Below are 16218 nucleotides of genomic sequence, written 5' to 3' on the forward strand. Positions count from 1 at the left end.
GCGTCAGCGTCGGTAGCCGTTGGCGCGCGGGCAGATGTGCCCGCCGGGCTCGAGCGGGAGGTTGCAGAACGGGCACGGCGGCCGACCCGCGGCGACGACCGACAGGGCCCGCTTGCAGAACGCACGTGCCTGCGCGCCGGACAGGCGCACGCGCAGGACGGCCGGCCCCTCCTCCGGGTCCTCCTCGAGGTCCGGCACGTCGTCCTCGTCCTCGACCACCTCGTGCGCCTCGATGATCAGGAGCTCGGTGTCGCCGTTCCAGCCGAGGCCCATGGCCCCGACCCGGAACTCCTCGGTGACCGGCACGTCGAGAGGGTCGAGGTCGTCGCTGCCGATCGGCGCGGTCGCGGGCACGGAGGCCTCGCCGCCCGTGCGGCGCACCACCTCGTCGAGGAGCGCGTCGACCCGCTCGGCCAGCACCTGCACCTGGGTCTTCTCCAGGGCGACCGACACGACCCGGGCGCCGTCCCGCGCCTGCAGGTAGAACTGCCGCTCACCGGGTTGCCCGACGGTGCCGGCCACGAAGCGGTCCGGCTGGTCGAAGAGGTGTACCTGGCGCACATCGCGACCCTATCCCGGTGCCGCGACGGCTGCCCTTCAGTGCGGCGCGGCGCCTGCTCCCCCACCGACCACGGCGTCCGAGCTGGTGGCGCGACGACGGCGTCCGGGCTTCTGCTTCGGCGGCACCAGACCCGCGACGTCGCCGCCGGTGTCGTTCTGCCGCAGCACGAACGGTCGGAGATCGGTGTAGCGGATCGCGGTGACCGAGCAGGGATCGATCGTGATGCGCTGGAAGGCGTCGAGGTGCATCCCGAGGGCGTCGGCGACGATCGCCTTGATGACGTCGCCGTGCGAGACGACGGCGAACGTCACGTCGGGGCCGTGCTCGGCGGAGAGCCGGGCGTTCCAGTCGCGGACCGCCGCCACCGCACGGGCCGACATGTCCGCGAGGCCCTCGCCCGCATCGCCCGGGAACACCGCGGCGCTGGGGTGGCTCTGCACGACCTTCCAGAGCGGCTCCTTCACCAGGGTCTTGAGCTCGCGGTTGGTCCAGTCGCCGTAGCGGCACTCCCCGACGCGGTCCTCGACGTGCAGGGCAGGCACCGGGTCCCGCCCGGCGAGCAGGTGCTCCGCGGTCTCGCGGGTGCGCTCGAGCGGGCTGGTGACCACGGCCGCGAGGGGCACCGGCAGGAGCCGCGCACCGACCGCCTCGGCCTGCCCGCGCCCCACCTCGTCGAGGTGGATGCCGGGGGTCCAGCCCGCGAGCACGCCGCCCGCGTTCGCCGGGGTCCTGCCGTGCCGCACGAGGATCACCGTCGCCATGCGCCGACCCTACGGGGCACGGGGCCGGGAGGCTGTCACGATGGGGGCGTGATCCGAGGTGTAGGGCTCTACTGCGACGGCACGGTGCGACCCGACGGCGTGGTGCCGATTGAGGTCGGCACGACCTTCGACGACGACGACGCACGCGTTCTCGCGTCGCTCTGGCTCGAGGCCAAGGAGGCCGGCCCGGACAGCTTCGTGTGGCTCGGCCTGCGCAACGTCGAGCACGCCGAGCTCACCCGTGCCGCAGACGTGCTCGGCCTCGACGAGCTCCTCGTCGAGGACGCGCTGTCGGTCACCCAGCGCGCCAAGGTCGAGGTCGACGGCGACCGCGTGACGGCTGTGTTCAAGATCCTCGGGTACGTCGAGGAGACCTCCGACGTCGAGACCGGGCAGATCGCGGTCTTCGTCGGCCCGTCGTTCGTGCTGTCGGTGCGCATGGGCGAGCCGGGCGACCTGCGCGACATGCGCTCGAGGCTCGAGGGCGACTTCGAGCTGCTGCAGGCCGGTCCGCTGGCCGTGCTGCACGGCATCCTCGACGTCGTCGTCGACGGCTACATCTCCGTGGCCGAGGAGCTCGGCGTCGACATCGAGCAGATCGAGGAGCAGGTCTTCTCGCCCGAGCGCACCGACGATGCCGCGACGATCTACAAGCTCAAGCGCGAGAACCTCGAGCTGCGGCGGGCGGTTGAGCCGCTCACCCCGGTGGCCGACGCGCTCGTCCGGGGGCGCCTCATCCCCATCCCCGAGGTGCTCGGGCCGTACTACCGCGACCTCGGCGACCACCTGCTGCGCGCGGCCGACCTCTCCACGCAGCACGACAACCTGCTCGGCGCGGCGCTCGAGGCCTCCCGCTCGCGGCAGGCCGTCCAGCAGAACGAGGACATGCGCAAGATCTCCGCGTGGGTCGCGATCGCCGCCATCCCGACGGCGATCGCCGCGATCTACGGCATGAACTTCGACGACATGCCCGAGCTGCGCTGGGATCTCGGCTATCCCGCCGTGATGATCGTGATCTTCAGCGGGATGTTCGCCCTCTACCGCGCCTTCAAGCGCAGCGGCTGGCTCTGACCGCATCTCACGTGGCGGTGACCGTCCCGGTAACGAGCAGCAGCATGATGGCCAAGCCGAGCACGATGCGGTAGATCACGAACGGTCGGTACGAGTGCGTGGTGATGTAGCGCAGCAGCCACGCGATCACGGCGTACCCCACGACGAAGGCGATGCCCGTGGCCACGAGGGTCGGGCCCCAGGCGACCTCGCCGCCCTCACCGATCTTCCGTGCCTCGAACAGGCCCGACGCGAGCACCGCCGGGATCGCGAGCAGGAAGGCATAGCGCGTGGCCGCCTCGCGGGTGAACCCGAGGAAGAGCCCGGCCGAGATCGTGGCACCCGAGCGCGAGACGCCGGGGATCAGCGCCAGCGCCTGGCCCACACCGAACAGGATCCCCGAACGGACGTCGAGATCGGAGATCTCCCGCGTCTTGCGTCCGTAGCGGTCAGCGACCCCGAGGATGATGCCGAACACCACGAGCACGACGGAGACGAGCCAGAGGTTGCGGGCCGCTCCCGAGATGACGTCGCGGAGCAGGAAGCCGATGAGCGCGATCGGGATGGTCCCCACGATCACGTACCAGCCCATGCGGGCGTCGACGTGCCCCCGAAGCTCCGGACGGACGAGGGAGCGAGCCCAGGTCGTCGCGATGCGCGCGATGTCGTGCCTGAAGTAGATGAGGACGGCTGCCTCGGTGCCGATCTGCATGACCGCGGTGAACGCTGCGCCGGGGTCGTCCCAGCCGAAGAGCCGGCTGGCCAGCAGCACGTGGGCGGTCGAGGAGATCGGCAGGAACTCCGTGAGGCCCTGGATGATCCCGAGGACGATCGCCTCGAACCAGCCGATCACTCGCCCAGGCCCGACGCGTCCAGCACCTCGGCCGTCGTGCGCAGCGTCTGGATCCGCTCGTCGAGCGAGCCGGCGTACGTCGCGATCGTCAGCGTGGTCACGCCGGCGTCGGCGTACGCGTGCAGCCGCTCCTGCACCCGCTCGCGCGGGCCGATGAGCGACGTGCGGTCGATGAACTCGAACGGCACCGCGGCGCCGGCGCCGGCGTAGTCACGGTCGAGGTACTTGTCCTGCACCTCGGCGGCCTCCGCCTCGTACCCCATCCGCACGGCGAGCTGGTTGTAGAAGTTCTTCTCGCGGCTGCCCATGCCGCCGATGTAGAGAGCGCTGTAGCCGCGCATGGCATCGGCGCAGGCGACGACGTCGTCGCCGTACGCGATGGGCACCGTCGGGACGACGTCGAACCCCTCGAGGGTCTTCCCGACCTTGGCGCGGCCGGCCGAGATCGAGGCGAGGTGCTCGGACGCGTGCTCAGGAGAGAAGAAGATGCCGAGCCAGCCGTCGGCGATCTCGCCGGTGAGCTCGAGGTTCTTCGGACCGATCGCGGCGAGGTAGACCGGGATGTGCTCGCGCACCGGGTGCACGGTGAGGGTGAGGGCCTTGCCCGGCCCGTCCGGGAGGGGCAGCGTGAAGAACTCACCGTCGAAGCTGACGCGCTCGCGGCGCAGGGCCTTCTCGACGATGGCCACGTACTCGCGGGTGCGCGCGAGCGGCTTGTCGAAACGCACGCCGTGCCAGCCCTCGGACACCTGCGGTCCCGAGACGCCGAGCCCGAGGCGGAACCGGCCGCCCGACAGAGTGTCGAGGGTGGCGGCGGTCATCGCCGTCATCGCCGGGGTCCGCGCAGGGATCTGGAAGATGGCGGAACCGACGTCGATCCGCTCGGTCTGCGCCGCCACCCATGCCAGCACGCTGACGACGTCCGAGCCGTAGGCCTCGGCCGCCCACGCCACGGCGTACCCGAGCCGGTCGGCCTCGCGGGCGAGGGCGAGATTGTCGGCGTCGTTGCCCGCGCCCCAGTACCCGAGATTGATGCCGAGACGCATGCGGCTCGCCTTCCGAGGTCGGAGGTCCGGCTCGTGCCGGTGGTCGCCGACAGGGATCCCGCGGCTCCTCCGAGCCTAACCGGGGGCTGGGCCCGATGACGCACCCGGCGTGGCCTGGCGCCCGGCTCGTCGCGCGGGAAGCGACGCTCCGGGGCACTACTGTCGGGGCCCATGGAGCTCCGTCCCCTCGGCCGATCAGGACTGCAGGTGTCCCGCCTCGCGCTGGGCACCATGACCTGGGGCCGCGACACCGACGAGCACGAGGCCCGCGACCAGCTCCTCGCCTTCGTCGAGCAGGGCGGCACCCTCGTGGACACCGCCGACGTGTACGCCGACGGCATGTCCGAGCAGATCGTCGGACGGCTCGTCGCCGAGGTCGGCCGCGACTCCGTCGTCGTCGCCACCAAGGCGGTGTCCCGTGGTGGTGCCGCCCGCCGCTTCGACGCCTCGCGCGGGCACCTCCTGCGCGCGCTCGACGCATCGCTGGTCCGCCTGGGCCTCGACTACGTCGACCTCTGGCAGCTGCACGCGTGGGATGGGCAGACCCCGCTCGAGGAGACCCTGTCGGCGCTCGACGCCGCCGTCGCCTCGGGCAAGGTGCGGTACGCCGGCATCAGCAACTACAGCGGGTGGCAGACCGCCAAGGCAGCGGCGCTCCAGGCCGCGAAGCCCGGCGGCTCGCCGCTGGTGTCGACCCAGGTCGAGTACTCCCTGCTGCAGCGCGGCATCGAGCGCGAGGTCGTCCCCGCCGCCGCAGACGCCGGCCTCGGCCTGCTCCCCTGGTCGCCCCTCGGTCGCGGCGTCCTCACCGGCAAGTACCGGCACGGCACGCCCGCCGACTCCCGTGGAGCGTCGTCGCACTTCTCGGCGTTCGTGGCGCCGTACCTCGACCCGTCGTCGCGCTCCGTGGTCGACTCGGTGTGCACCGCCGCCGAGGGGCTCGGCGTCGCCCCGCTCGAGGTGGCGATCGCCTGGGTGCGCGACCGGCCGGGCGTGGTCGCGCCGATCATCGGGGCGCGCACGGCTGCTCAGCTGCGCGGAGCGCTGACCGTCGAGGACCTCACGCTGCCCGACGAGATCGTGTCCGCCCTCGACGAGGTGTCGGCGCCCGAGCGCAGCTATCCCGACCACGGATGGAACCAGCGCTGAGCGCCGTCCGGGACCTGCTCACGGCTGCCGCGCGCGCGGGGCACACCGTGCTGCCCGTCGACGTCGTGCTGCGCAGCTGCACGGAGTCCGACGTCGACCGTGCGCTCGCGGACGGCGACGCGCTCGAGGTCGAGTGGCGCGGAGCGCCGGCGCTGGCCCTGATCGACCTCGCCGAGTCCGAGGAGATGCTCGCGGACGGGCTCGCGGGGCTGGCTGCGGACAACCGGCTCGCCGTCGTCGTGGGGCAGCTCGCCGTCGGCCGGGCGCAGGCCCTCGCCACGGCCCTCGGAGGGGTGCCGGCGGTGGCCCTCGACGACGCCCACAGGCTGGGCATCGACGACGTGCTGGCGGCGGTCGAGGACCTGCCGGAGGAGGCGGTGCTGGCCCTCTCGCTCGACCCGGCGCTCCCTCTCGCGGCGGTGCCGGGCGCTGTGGCGCTCGACCTCGCGTCGTCCGGCGTCTGCCCGGTGCTCAAGGCCACCGCTCCCCCGGCCCGTACGGCGCTCGCCCGCGCCCGCACCGACATCGCCGCGGGCCACTGGTTCGGCACCAGCCCGGACGACCGCAGCATCGTGGAGGTGCGCGTGTCGGGCCCGGACGAGGCGCTCGTGCGCGTCGGCCAGCTCGTCGGCACCTCCATCCCGCGCGCGTTCGGCCTACCGGCCTCCGAGGTCGCCGTGCTCCTCGCGCCCGGGTCGCTCGACGCCGCTGCGGTGGCGGCGGCGCTCGAGGGCACGGGCGCCGTCGTCCCCCTGACCGGTCCGCTCGATCGGGGGTGGGACGCCGCGGTCCTCGTGCTCGGGCCGCCCGGGCCGGCGTTCACCCGCGCCCTGGTCTACGCGGGCCTCGTCGCGGGCGAGAAGCACGTGTCGGTCGTGCACGGCGGCGATCCGGCGACCTTCACCGCCGCGATCTCCGCCTCGCCCGACCGCCCGCGCCGCACCCGCTTGGCCGCCCTCCTCGCCGGCTGACCCCGCACCTCTGCACCCCTAGGGTCGATCACGGCAGTTCAGCTGCACGTTCTGACCCGTACTCGTGATCCTGGGGGCGGCGCGCCGTACGCCGTGCTCCCCCGCTGCACGTGCCGGCGGCGTACCTGTCGCACAATGGCTGCCATGTCCGCGACCAGGGCCTCGACGTGGGAGTACCGCGAGATCACCCTGCCGCGCGGCACGGCGCGCGACGCCGCCCGAGCGGCCCTCACCGAGCTCGCCGAGCACGGGTCGTGGGAGCTCGCCCGCCTGCGCCTCTACCCGGACGGCCGACGCCGGGTCTGGCTCCGCCGCCGCGTGCTCCGCGCCGTACGCACGGCCTGACCCCGACCAAGATCACGACTACGGGTCACCGGAGGCAGTTCAACTGCCGTGATCGACCCAAGGGCCGAAACGTGCAGCGTCAGGATCGGTCAGACGGCGCGGAGGAAGCGGCCCAGCACTCGGGTGCCGAAGGTGATCGCGTCGACCGGCACACGCTCGTCGACGCCGTGGAACAGCGCGCCGAAGTCGAGCGCCGGAGGCAGCTTCAGCGGCGCGAAGCCGTAGCAGCGGATGCCGAGCGTGCTGAAGGCCTTGGCGTCCGTACCGCCCGACAGCATGTACGGCACGGCCACCGCGTGTGGGTCCTCCGCCTTCAGCGCCGCGGCCATGAGATCGATCGACGGCCCGTCGAAGCTCGTCTCGAGCGCGATGTCGTGGTTGATGAACTCGCGCACGACCTTGTCGCCGAGCGCCTCGTCGATGCGGGCGAAGGCCTCCTCCTCGTAGCCGGGGAGGAAGCGCATGTCGACAGCCGCCTCCGCGTGCCCGGGGATGACGTTGGCCTTGTAGCCGGCCGACAGCATCGTCGGGTTCACCGTGTTCTTGAGCGTCGCGCCCACGAGGCGCGCCATCGGCCCGAGCTTGGCGAGCGTGCCCTGCATGTCGTCGGGGTCCAGGTCGGCCCCGGTGGCGTCGGACAGCATGGCGAGGAAGTCGCGCACCGCGGGGGTCACGTGCACGGGGTAGTCGATCGCCCCGATACGCGCCACCGCCTCGCACAGCGCCGTGACGGCGTTGTCGTCGTTGAGCATCGAGCCGTGGCCCGCGCGGCCCGAGGCCTTCAGCCGCATCCACCCGATGCCCTTCTCGGCCGTCTGCACGAGGTAGAGCCGGAGGTCGTCGCGGATCGTCATCGAGAAGCCGCCGACCTCGCCGACCGCCTCGGTGACGCCCTCGAACATGTCCTTCCGGTGCTCGACCAGCCAGTGCGAGCCGATGTGCCCGCCGGCCTCCTCGTCGGGCAGGAACATGAGGACGACGTCGCGCTCGGACTGCACCCCGTTGCGTGCCCACGACCGCGCCGTCGCGAGCGACATCGCGCACATGTCCTTCATGTCGACCGCCCCGCGCCCCCAGATCATCGGGACGCCGAGGTCGTCGTCGATCTCCGCGGCGAACGGCGGGTGCGACCAGTCGTCCGCCGCAGCAGGCACGACGTCGAGGTGGTTGTGCAGGAGCAGCGCGCCACGGGTGCGGTCGCGCCCCGGGATCCGCACGACGACGCCGTCGCGCCCCGGCTGCCCGCACGTGAACACCTCGGGGTCGTAGCCGACCTCGCGCAGGCGCTCCGCGACATACGACGCCGCCTCGGCCTCGCCGGGACCGCTGCCGTCGCCGTAGTTGCTGGAGTCGATGCGGATGAGATCCCGCGCGAGCTCGACCACCTCCGCCTCGGCGTCGGGCAGCGGCTCGGGCAGCAGGCTCGTGCTGGGCTCGGTCACAGGCCCATCGTGGACCACGCGCCCGATTTCAGGGGTGAGCCGGTCCAGTTGTATAGTTCCGAGGTCGCGCAAGCCGGGAAACCGGCAGGCCGACGTGTCCGGGTGGCGGAATAGGCAGACGCGCTAGCTTGAGGTGCTAGTGCCCGAAAGGGCATGGGGGTTCAAGTCCCCCCTCGGACACCACCACGAAGGCCCCGACCGCGAGGTCGGGGCCTTCGTCGTCCGGCGGGCACCGTCGCAACGTCCCCCGGGCGGGTGGTGGTGCCGACGCACCTACGCCCCTACCGTGGTCGCGCGGCCGCGCGGCCGCGTCACCCCGGGAGGCCCCGTGCTCCGTTCCACCCGTGTCGCGATCGCCACGACGAGCGTGCTCGCCCTGATCGTGCCCGTCGCCGCTGCTGCCAACGTCGGCGCGATCAGTCTCGGTGCGCGGGGCGCCGCCACTTCGACCGCCGCAGAGGAGTGCTCCTCGGGCGACACTGCGCTGAAGGTGAGGAAGGGGGCCGGGTCCCACGACCCCAACGCGCTGAGCGCCGATGCCGTGCGTGCCATCGAGGCGCAGACCGCGCGCGCCCAGTTCGCACGCGGGCTGACCGGCGGAGGCGGCGGGGGCTTCGCGACCGCGGCAGCGACCACACCGGTGACGATCACCACGTACGTGCACGTGATCGTCAAGGCCAACGGCACGGGCGGACCGACGACGAAGCAGATGGACGACCAGATCGCGGTGCTCAACGCGGCCTATGCGCAGAGCGACTTCCAGTTCGCGGTCGCGTCGACCGACACCACTGCGAACGACGCGTGGTACACCGCCACGAACGGCACCACGGCCGAGAAGCAGATGAAGACGGCGCTGCACCGCGGCGGCGCCGCCAGCCTGAACATCTACTACAACAACATGGGAGGTGGCCTGCTCGGCTGGGCCACCTTCCCGAGCAGCTACACCACGAGCCCGCTGACCGACGGCGTCGTGGTGCTCTACTCGTCGCTCCCCGGCGGTACGGCGACTCCGTACAACCTGGGCGACACCGCGACGCACGAGGTCGGCCACTGGCTCGGGCTGTACCACACGTTCCAGGGCGGGTGCACGAAGACGAACGACTATGTCAGCGACACGCCCCAGGAGAAGAGTCCGGCGTACGGCTGCCCTGTCGGCCGTGACACGTGCGCCCGGAATGCTGGCGCCGACCCCATCACCAACTTCATGGACTACAGCGACGACTCCTGCATGTTCCAGTTCACGAGCGGACAGACCGCGCGCATGCAGTCGCTCTGGACGACGTACCGAGCGGGCGGGTAGCAGCGTCGACGTCAGGCGGTAGCGGCCCGTCCCACCGTGTCGATCAAGCTCGCGAACGCGCGGCAGCCTGCGGGCTGCAGGTGGATGTGGTCCGACCAGGTCCAGGTCGACAGGTGGGCCTCGGACTTCGCGTTCCAGTCCGCGAGCCGTGCGTTGGGGTAGCGCAGCGTCGCCTGGCGGATCGAGGTGTTGCTGCGCGCCTCGTGCGAGTAGCGCCCGTCGTTCGGCAGCTGGATGGTCACCCACACCACGATGCGCTTGGGACCCAGCACCTTCATGATCGCGTCGATCTGCGCGTCGGTGACGCCGCCGTTGGTGCCCGCGTGGACGGCGACGACATGCGGCACGCGCGAGCCCATGGACGCCAGCACATCGCGGACCGCGAGCGCCTGCCGGCTGCCCTTCGCGTCGTACGACCAGGCCTTCGCTGCCACGCAGGTGCGAGCCCCGAGCAGCACGGAGTCGCCGATCACGAACGCCGGGCCGGTGTAGCGGGCGGGGGCCAGCGGCCCGATGACGGTCGTGATGGTGGTGCCGACGCCGCCGTCCGAGACCGTGGCCTCGGCGGCCGTCGGGGCGAGCACCACAGCGATGAGCACGGCAACAGCGAGGACGGACGCCGTACGGCGAGCACGCACCACTGCCTCCGAGGGTCGGCTGACCCGTCCACGGTAGCCAGGCGCAGGGTCAGGTGTCCCGGTGTCCGGAGAGGAGCGCCGGTCAGCGGCCGAGGGTGAAGCGCAGCGCTCCCCCGACGCCGCCCAGCTCGGCCCGGCGCCGCAGGCCGAAGGCGAGGCGAACGGCCGGGGCCTTCCATCCGAAGACGCGGTCGAAGATCACCGCACGCGCCCGCCTGTCGGCGTCGGTGCCCCAGCGCGAGCCCGAGCTGTCGTCCGGGTGCATGGCGACGACGACGGGCCCGTGCAGGCCCCGGCCGCCGGCCTTCAGCAGGTCCGCGCAGAAGATGTACTCGTCGCCCAGGTAGTTCTCCGCCCCGGCGCCGAACCGTTCGTCGAAGCGGATCCCCCGGGCTCGGACATCCGGCACCCGCACCAGCATCTCGTACGTCGCCGCCTTCCCGCTGTTGCGCAGCGTCAGCGGCACGACGGACGCCGGGTAGTCCTTGCGTAGCCGGCCGTGCTCGTCGCGCGCAGCGGCCAGGAGCATGCCGGCGCCCGGGTCGGCGTCGAGCAGCGCGAGCCCCTCGAGGATCCCCGGCCAGTCGAACTCGACGTCGTCGTCCGCGAACAGGAGGTACTCGGTCTCTGCGGCGTCGAGCACAAGGTTGCGGCTCTTGGCCACGCCCCACGCGACCTGCTCGAAGAAGGTCACGTCGCCGCGCGCGGTCAGCGACTCGGGCAGGGTCGAGCGCCAGTCGGTCTCGGACGGGTTCTGCACCGAGACGATCACGGCGAGCAGCGGATCCTCAGGCGGCGGCGCGACGTTGCGCACGCGGTCGGCGGTGGTGGAGTAGCCGAGCGTCACGCGGGCGGCGACGGGCTCAGTCATCCTCGTCGTCGTCCCTGTCCTTCGCCTTGAGCTGGGCGTTGGCCACCGAGCGGGCGTAGCGCATGATCGCGCCGGACATGCTCGCGATGGTGCCGTTCTGCAGGCGGGCGGCGAGGAACAGCACGACCGTGTTGGCGATGCTGACGTAGCCGTTGATGCTGAACAGGATCAGGCCGGCGAGCAGGATCACCATGCCGACCGAGGCGATGAGGGTGCCGACCTCGGCGCTCATGATGCGCGAGCGGAGCTTGTCGTACGCCGGGACGACGACCTTCTTGTCGCGCTGCTCGACATAGCGGATCTGCGCGGCCATCTGGTGCTTGAACAGCCGGCTGACCACCTCGAACAGGATGATGATCAGCAGGAAGTTGAGCGCGCCGTAGATGGGCGCGAGGACCGCGATGAAGATCGCGATCACCATGAGCTGGGTCGCGAACGAGAGCACGTTGACGAGCTCGAGGCCGAGAGCCCACTCCCAGCTGGCGGTTGCGCCGCCGCTGCTGCGCCCCGCCTTCTTGAAGACCGTGTCGAAGAACTGCACGCGGTAGATGCGCTGCGCGTAGTGCGCCACGCGTGTCAGCAGGAAGAGCGCGAAGAAGATGACGAGCTGGACGGCGATATCCGAGAGCTGGGCACCCTTGCGCTCCTGGGTGATGACGTCGGTGAAGAGCTTGGTGACGAACAGCTCCGTGACCGGGATGAAGGCGCCGAGGGCGACCAGGGTGAGGAGCATCCCGCGGTCCTTGCCCTTCGGGATCATCAGCTGGTACGTGTTCCGCAGCGAGCGGGCCAGGGCGATGATCGCGATCTGCCACGGGTCGCGCAGGAGCTCCCGCAGCGCCTTGCGCGACGGGAGCAGCGAGCGCTTCTTAGCCATCATCCTTCTTCGTCGTGGGCAGCCGAACCCGGTGCGGGTCCGGCACCACGATGCCTCAGACCTTGCTCTTCTGCTTGGACGACGCGGCGAGCACGGTCGCGACGGCGGCGCGCAGGTGCTCCTGCACCTCGTCCTTCTTCGCCTCGCTGACGCGGATGTCCTTGACCAGGACGCTCAGGTCGCTGTGGCGCAGGTCGAACGGCACCGCCTGCGGGTTCGCCACCTCCACGTCGGCCCCGAGCGCGTAGTCCTCGTACTTGATCCCCTCGCCGTGCACGTTGTCCTCGAAGCCCTCGAAGGTCACGAGACCGCAGGGGATGCCGTAGCTCTGGCAGGCGATCATCACGTGCATCGCACTCGTGATGACGTAGTCGTACTGCACGAGGTTCCCGAGGAAGGCCTCGATGTCCTCGCGGCGGCTCATCCGGACGTCGAGCTCGTCGACGTGCTCGGGCAGCTGCATCGGGATGGGCCGGTGGGTGAAGTGGCGCACGAACGCGACGCGCCCGTTGGTCGCGGCGCGCTCCAGCGGCACGAACCGCGAGAGCGCCAGACCCGGGTCGCCGAACGCGGTGACCGCGGGGCCCCCGGACGCCCGCAGCACCCTCGCCGCGATGGGCCCGCGCATCGAGATGTACGTCGCCTTCGTGGCGAGCTGGAGGTCGGTGGTCGACACGCCCGTGCCGACCACGACCGAGCTCGGCTTGATGAAGCGACCGATCGAGCCGAGCGCCACCAGATGGGGCTTCTTGGTGGCGTCGGTGACGTTCTGGAACTTGATGTTGGCGCTGGTGGCCGACGCCACCGCGAGCGGGCTGAGCCAGTCGCCGAAGTTGCCCGGGAAGGGCTTGACCCACCAGGCGAGCCGCAGCGACAGGGGGCTGTCCCGGGCGGCGTACTCGAGGAACGCCTCGGAAACCTCGAAGGATGCGTCCTCGGCCGGGCCGACGATGTAGGCGTTGTCGAACTTCTTGCGGGCGGCGGCGAAGGCGATCGGGTCGCCCGTCATCCCGGCCGAGAGCATGTCCCCGACGCAGGTGGCGCGGACGGGGTCGATGACCCGGACGGTGTCGGCGGTCAGGGCGCCGGTGATCCCGACCGTGTCGGAGAGGCGACGCAGCCGCTGCCGGGCGTCGTCGGGCAGCGAGGCCTCGATCTTCTTCGCCTGGGCGAGCATCTTCTTGCGGGCGCCGACCTTCTTCTTCGAGCCGTGCTGGACGACCTTGCCCTTGAACTCGGCGACGTTGCCGCTGGACCCGAAGACGAAGAAGGGAGGCCGTCCGGCATCACCGGTCTCCTTGTCCTCGCGCACGATCGCGGTCGAGGAGATCATCTGGAACGTGAGGTTGTGCGCGTTCGCGCGCCACGCCTCCTCGAGGAAGTAGTCGTCGGTCGCCTTGAGGTCGGAGCGCTGCTCGAGCGCGTACGCGTCGTCGATCAGCTTGCGCCCGAGCGGCGACGCGGCCACGCCCCAGAACGACGGCTCCCAGAAGCGCGTGCGGTTGGCGTACCCGATCTGCATGGGCGACCGGAAGCTGCGCTGGAAGCCGATGAAGTCGGCGGTGGTGTCGCGGACGTAGTCCGGCAGGTGCGTGATGCGGCAGTCGACGTCGATCCAGATGACCATGGAGTCCGGGTGCCTCTGGCACACGCCGTGGATGAAGCCGATCTTGCGCCGGGTGATGTCGGCCCAGTCGTCGCCCTCGCGCTTCTCGACCTCGAGCAGCTCGTAGCGGACGCCGAGCGAGTCCAGCTGCTGCGCCAGCTCCCGGGCATGCCCGGCGTAGTACTCATCCGGGGTGTGGAAGGAACAGACGACGACGTCGCGATGCGGCACGGGCCGAATCTACACGGCGCGACAGGCCCTCCCACGGCTCCGCGACGCCGCGGCCGCAGGTTTCGCACCCCGCGACGTGGTGATCGTCACGCGGGTGCGGCGTTGTCGAGGTAGATGTCGATACCCGGCAGCTCGACGAAACCCAGTCGGCGGTACACCGAAGCCGCCCGGGGCGTCTCGGGCTCGAGGTGCGCGAGACGTGCCCCGGCCCCGGCCGCCATCGTCAGCAGCCCCGCCGTGACCGCCGTCCCGACGCCGCGACCCTCGTGCTCCGGCAGCACGCAGATCCCGCCCACGTGCGTCGCGGGGCCGGCTCGCCCGTCGCTGCGCACGCCGTACCCCGTGGCGACCGGGACGCCGTCGAGCACGCCCAGGAGCACGTCGACCCGCGGGTCCGCGAGGTGCGGCCCGCACCACGGCGCCTCGACGACAGGGTCCGACCCGAAGGCCGCCGAGTCGATCGACAGCACGGCGTCGAGGTCGTCCGCGGTCACCATCCGCAGGTCGAGGCCGGGCACGGCCGGAGCGACAGGAAGGTCCGACAGGTCCCGCCCCATGAGCGGCTTGGTGAGGATGCGTCGTCCGTGCGGCCAGGGGCAGCCGACCGGGAGCCGCAGCCCCCACGCCGCTGCGCGGTCGGAGTACCAGGCCGCCACCTGGCCGAGGTCGACGAGCGCAGGGTCGTCGACGTCGCCGCTGTTCCACTGGGGGTGGGCCAGGCCGCTGCACATCAGCCGTGCGCCGGGGAGCTCGATGGCGTCGCCGCCGTGCGGGCGCCGCAGCTCGCCCTCGACCTGCCACGCGTCGGCATGCGCCGCGCGCAGGAGCTCGGGGGTGATGTGCACGCACCCACCCTGGCAGCGACGCGCCGCCGGGTGCGCACGGATTCAGTGCTGAGACGCGGACGCGAGCAGCGTCGAGAGGTGGGCTCCCCAGGCCTCGGCGCGCTCGACCTCGCCGGGCTCGAGCGGACCCATGGTGCCCTGGACCCCGAAGTCCTCGGGGTCGGCGATCAGCCGGAAGCCAGCAGCCTTCAGCGCCTTCGCGGCGCCCTTGCCCGCCGAGCCGGTGAGAGGCTTGCGCACCTTGGTGTCGAAGACCGCTGCCGGGATCGGCTTGCGCAGCCGGTGCAGCCCGGCGAGCACCTCGCGGAGGCCGGCCCCGTCGCTCACGACCTCGCCGTCCGGGGACTTGGTGCGCGCGTCCTGGCGCGACTGCGGGCGGCTCATCCCGAAGGCGTGCGTCGGGCCGCCCACGACGAGCAGCTCGAGGTCCGACGGAAGGTCGCGGAGCTCGCCGATCTCGAGCACCTCGACGCTGCCCCTGGGCGCGAGACCGCGCGCCACCGCCTGCGCGATCTCCCGCGTGTTGCCGAACATGGACTCGTAGACGACCAGGGTGGTCATGACTGCCTCCCCTTCGCCTCCATCCTCCACCCGCCTCCGCTCGCGTGGCCCGGCTCGACCTGTCTGCTCGGTCACCCGACCCGAGGCCGGACTGTGACCTGCGCCACCGGTCGAACCTGCCCGGGCGGGGTACCTGGCGGTTAACGTCCCGACGGTCGGGACCAGTTCGGCCCGCAGGAGGGAAGGCATCACATGCGCAACATCCTTCGTGGCGGCATCGCAGCGCTGGCGGCCACCGCCGTCGTCGTGGCGACAGCTGCAGCACCATCGGCGGCCATCACCGGGGGGAACCCCGACGGTGAAGGTCACCCGAACGTCGGCGTGATCCTGTTCTACGAGGACGGCGGTCGTTACCGTTGCACCGCCACGCTCGTGAACCCGACCACGCTCATCACCGCGGCCCACTGCGTCGCGACCGACGGGCTCACGATCGTCACGTTCTCGTCCGTGATCGCCGAGGCACCGCCGTCGGGTCTGCCGACCGCCGCCGACCCCGCGGCCGGCTACGCCGAGTCGGACATCGAGGGCAAGACCGGCTTCTACATCGGTCAGGCCGTCGCGCACCCGGACTACTCGAACTTCACCGACCTCGACACCTGGAACGACGTCGCCGTCGTCCACCTGACCAGCGCCGTCGCGGGCATCACTCCGGCGACCATCGCCCCGGAGAACTTCCTCGAGGCCTACCGACCGGCGAACATCCTGAGCAAGACGCTCTTCGAGCTCGTGGGCTATGGCACCGAGGTGCGCAAGAGCGACGTCGGACCCCAGAAGCCGACGCCGCAGAGCTACCCGCTCATCCGGCGCGTCGCGCTCTCGCCCGGTCAGAAGATGACCGACCAGATCGTGCAGATGAACGGCAACATCAACGACACCCGCGGCACCGGAGGCACCTGCTTCGGCGACTCGGGCGGACCGTCGTTCATCTCGGGCTACCTCGTGACGGTGACGAGCTACGGCCTCACCCAGAACTGCCGCTACATCGGCGGATACCAGCGCGTCGACATCCCCGGCGTGCAGCAGTTCCTGCAGGCCGAGGGCGTCCTCGCCTCCTAGGTCCACGCACGGTTGCGGGCGGCACAGGTCCTCTGTGCCGCCCGTAACCGTCTC

The 16218-nt window shown here is 71.4% G+C and carries 17 protein-coding genes and 1 tRNA gene; 7 read left to right on the top strand and 11 right to left on the bottom strand.

Translation table 11 applies throughout. The features are described 5' to 3' along the window. Nucleotides 1-3: 3 nt before the first annotated feature. Together ACFQGU_RS11635 and ACFQGU_RS11640 are read right to left on the bottom strand one after the other, a co-directional pair. Nucleotides 4-561 (bottom strand): DUF3090 domain-containing protein, encoded by a 558-nt coding sequence (locus ACFQGU_RS11635; protein WP_386766825.1) that lies wholly within the window; start codon nucleotides 559-561, stop codon nucleotides 4-6. Between the two features lie 36 nt (nucleotides 562-597). Next, the gene (locus ACFQGU_RS11640) at nucleotides 598-1323 is read right to left on the bottom strand and encodes a histidine phosphatase family protein (protein ID WP_386766827.1); all 726 of its coding nucleotides are present in this window, start codon (nucleotides 1321-1323) and stop codon (nucleotides 598-600) included. 48 nt (nucleotides 1324-1371) lie between these two features. Here ACFQGU_RS11640 and ACFQGU_RS11645 point away from each other — a divergent pair, with 48 nt between their 5' ends. After that, nucleotides 1372-2394 carry a magnesium and cobalt transport protein CorA gene (locus tag ACFQGU_RS11645; protein WP_386766829.1) on the top strand — a complete coding sequence of 341 codons (1023 nt, stop codon included), beginning with the start codon at nucleotides 1372-1374 and terminating at the stop codon, nucleotides 2392-2394. 7 nt (nucleotides 2395-2401) lie between these two features. Here the strand turns inward: ACFQGU_RS11645 and ACFQGU_RS11650 are convergent, their stop codons facing one another. Together ACFQGU_RS11650 and ACFQGU_RS11655 are read right to left on the bottom strand one after the other, a co-directional pair. Beyond that, nucleotides 2402-3223: an undecaprenyl-diphosphate phosphatase gene (locus ACFQGU_RS11650; RefSeq protein ID WP_386768257.1), complete on the bottom strand. Its 822-nt coding sequence runs from the start codon at nucleotides 3221-3223 to the stop codon at nucleotides 2402-2404. After that, nucleotides 3223-4272: an LLM class F420-dependent oxidoreductase gene (locus ACFQGU_RS11655; RefSeq protein WP_386766831.1), complete on the bottom strand. Its 1050-nt coding sequence runs from the start codon at nucleotides 4270-4272 to the stop codon at nucleotides 3223-3225. The genes ACFQGU_RS11650 and ACFQGU_RS11655 overlap by 1 nt, the downstream gene beginning before the upstream one ends. A 171-nt stretch (nucleotides 4273-4443) precedes the next feature. On the opposite strand from ACFQGU_RS11655, the gene ACFQGU_RS11660 reads away from it, so the two are divergent. The 3 genes from ACFQGU_RS11660 to ACFQGU_RS11670 all read left to right on the top strand — a co-directional run bounded on the left by ACFQGU_RS11660 (nucleotide 4444) and on the right by ACFQGU_RS11670 (nucleotide 6737). Continuing rightward, nucleotides 4444-5421 carry an aldo/keto reductase gene (locus tag ACFQGU_RS11660; RefSeq protein WP_386766833.1) on the top strand — a complete coding sequence of 326 codons (978 nt, stop codon included), beginning with the start codon at nucleotides 4444-4446 and terminating at the stop codon, nucleotides 5419-5421. Further along, nucleotides 5406-6392, top strand: coding sequence for a hypothetical protein (locus ACFQGU_RS11665; protein ID WP_386766835.1), 987 nt, complete (start codon nucleotides 5406-5408; stop codon nucleotides 6390-6392). Before ACFQGU_RS11660 ends, ACFQGU_RS11665 begins: the two co-directional genes overlap by 16 nt. Nucleotides 6393-6536: 144 nt before the next feature. Beyond that, nucleotides 6537-6737: a DUF5703 family protein gene (locus tag ACFQGU_RS11670; RefSeq protein ID WP_386766837.1), complete on the top strand. Its 201-nt coding sequence runs from the start codon at nucleotides 6537-6539 to the stop codon at nucleotides 6735-6737. Nucleotides 6738-6826: 89 nt separating this feature from the next. On the opposite strand, the gene ACFQGU_RS11675 is transcribed toward ACFQGU_RS11670, so the two are convergent. Beyond that, nucleotides 6827-8179, bottom strand: a complete 1353-nt coding sequence (locus ACFQGU_RS11675) for a M20/M25/M40 family metallo-hydrolase (protein WP_386766839.1) — start codon at nucleotides 8177-8179, stop codon at nucleotides 6827-6829. 96 nt (nucleotides 8180-8275) lie between these two features. On the opposite strand from ACFQGU_RS11675, the gene ACFQGU_RS11680 reads away from it, so the two are divergent. After that, nucleotides 8276-8362, top strand: a tRNA-Leu gene (locus ACFQGU_RS11680). A 145-nt stretch (nucleotides 8363-8507) separates the two neighbouring features. Further along, nucleotides 8508-9479 (top strand): zinc metalloprotease, encoded by a 972-nt coding sequence (locus ACFQGU_RS11685; protein ID WP_386766841.1) that lies wholly within the window; start codon nucleotides 8508-8510, stop codon nucleotides 9477-9479. Between the two features lie 11 nt (nucleotides 9480-9490). Here the strand turns inward: ACFQGU_RS11685 and ACFQGU_RS11690 are convergent, their stop codons facing one another. The 6 genes from ACFQGU_RS11690 to ACFQGU_RS11715 form a co-directional block, all read right to left on the bottom strand. Further along, complete coding sequence (locus ACFQGU_RS11690) at nucleotides 9491-10078, bottom strand: hypothetical protein (RefSeq protein WP_386766843.1); 588 nt, start codon at nucleotides 10076-10078, stop codon at nucleotides 9491-9493. Between the two features lie 121 nt (nucleotides 10079-10199). Next, nucleotides 10200-10988, bottom strand: a complete 789-nt coding sequence (locus ACFQGU_RS11695) for a glycosyltransferase family 2 protein (RefSeq protein WP_386766845.1) — start codon at nucleotides 10986-10988, stop codon at nucleotides 10200-10202. Continuing rightward, a complete protein-coding gene (locus ACFQGU_RS11700; protein WP_386766847.1) occupies nucleotides 10981-11868 on the bottom strand; it encodes a hypothetical protein in 888 nt (295 codons plus the stop codon). The genes ACFQGU_RS11695 and ACFQGU_RS11700 overlap by 8 nt, the downstream gene beginning before the upstream one ends. Before the next feature lie 52 nt (nucleotides 11869-11920). Continuing rightward, nucleotides 11921-13702 (bottom strand): polysaccharide pyruvyl transferase family protein, encoded by a 1782-nt coding sequence (locus ACFQGU_RS11705; RefSeq protein WP_386766849.1) that lies wholly within the window; start codon nucleotides 13700-13702, stop codon nucleotides 11921-11923. An 86-nt stretch (nucleotides 13703-13788) separates the two neighbouring features. Next, entirely contained in the window at nucleotides 13789-14547 is a 759-nt protein-coding gene (locus tag ACFQGU_RS11710; RefSeq protein WP_386766851.1) for a GNAT family N-acetyltransferase, read from the bottom strand. Nucleotides 14548-14589: 42 nt separating this feature from the next. Then, nucleotides 14590-15108, bottom strand: coding sequence for a flavodoxin family protein (locus ACFQGU_RS11715; protein ID WP_386766853.1), 519 nt, complete (start codon nucleotides 15106-15108; stop codon nucleotides 14590-14592). A gap of 192 nt (nucleotides 15109-15300) precedes the next feature. Between ACFQGU_RS11715 and ACFQGU_RS11720 the strand changes: the two genes are divergently transcribed. Continuing rightward, the gene (locus tag ACFQGU_RS11720; RefSeq protein WP_386766855.1) at nucleotides 15301-16164 is read left to right on the top strand and encodes a trypsin-like serine protease; all 864 of its coding nucleotides are present in this window, start codon (nucleotides 15301-15303) and stop codon (nucleotides 16162-16164) included. Nucleotides 16165-16218: the final 54 nt, after the last annotated feature.

This window comes from Longivirga aurantiaca (genome assembly GCF_042660085.1).
In the GTDB taxonomy this organism is placed as follows: Bacteria; Actinomycetota; Actinomycetes; order S36-B12; family CAIYMF01; genus Longivirga; species Longivirga aurantiaca.

Coding starts and splice junctions, on each gene's coding strand:
- ACFQGU_RS11640 (WP_386766827.1), bottom strand. CDS start 1,323: ATGGCGACGGTGATCCTCGTGCGGCACGGCAGGACCCCGGCGAACGCG.
- ACFQGU_RS11655 (WP_386766831.1), bottom strand. CDS start 4,272: ATGCGTCTCGGCATCAATCTCGGGTACTGGGGCGCGGGCAACGACGCC.
- ACFQGU_RS11660 (WP_386766833.1), top strand. CDS start 4,444: ATGGAGCTCCGTCCCCTCGGCCGATCAGGACTGCAGGTGTCCCGCCTC.
- ACFQGU_RS11665 (WP_386766835.1), top strand. CDS start 5,406: ATGGAACCAGCGCTGAGCGCCGTCCGGGACCTGCTCACGGCTGCCGCG.
- ACFQGU_RS11670 (WP_386766837.1), top strand. CDS start 6,537: ATGTCCGCGACCAGGGCCTCGACGTGGGAGTACCGCGAGATCACCCTG.
- ACFQGU_RS11695 (WP_386766845.1), bottom strand. CDS start 10,988: ATGACTGAGCCCGTCGCCGCCCGCGTGACGCTCGGCTACTCCACCACC.
- ACFQGU_RS11700 (WP_386766847.1), bottom strand. CDS start 11,868: ATGATGGCTAAGAAGCGCTCGCTGCTCCCGTCGCGCAAGGCGCTGCGG.
- ACFQGU_RS11715 (WP_386766853.1), bottom strand. CDS start 15,108: ATGACCACCCTGGTCGTCTACGAGTCCATGTTCGGCAACACGCGGGAG.
- ACFQGU_RS11720 (WP_386766855.1), top strand. CDS start 15,301: ATGCGCAACATCCTTCGTGGCGGCATCGCAGCGCTGGCGGCCACCGCC.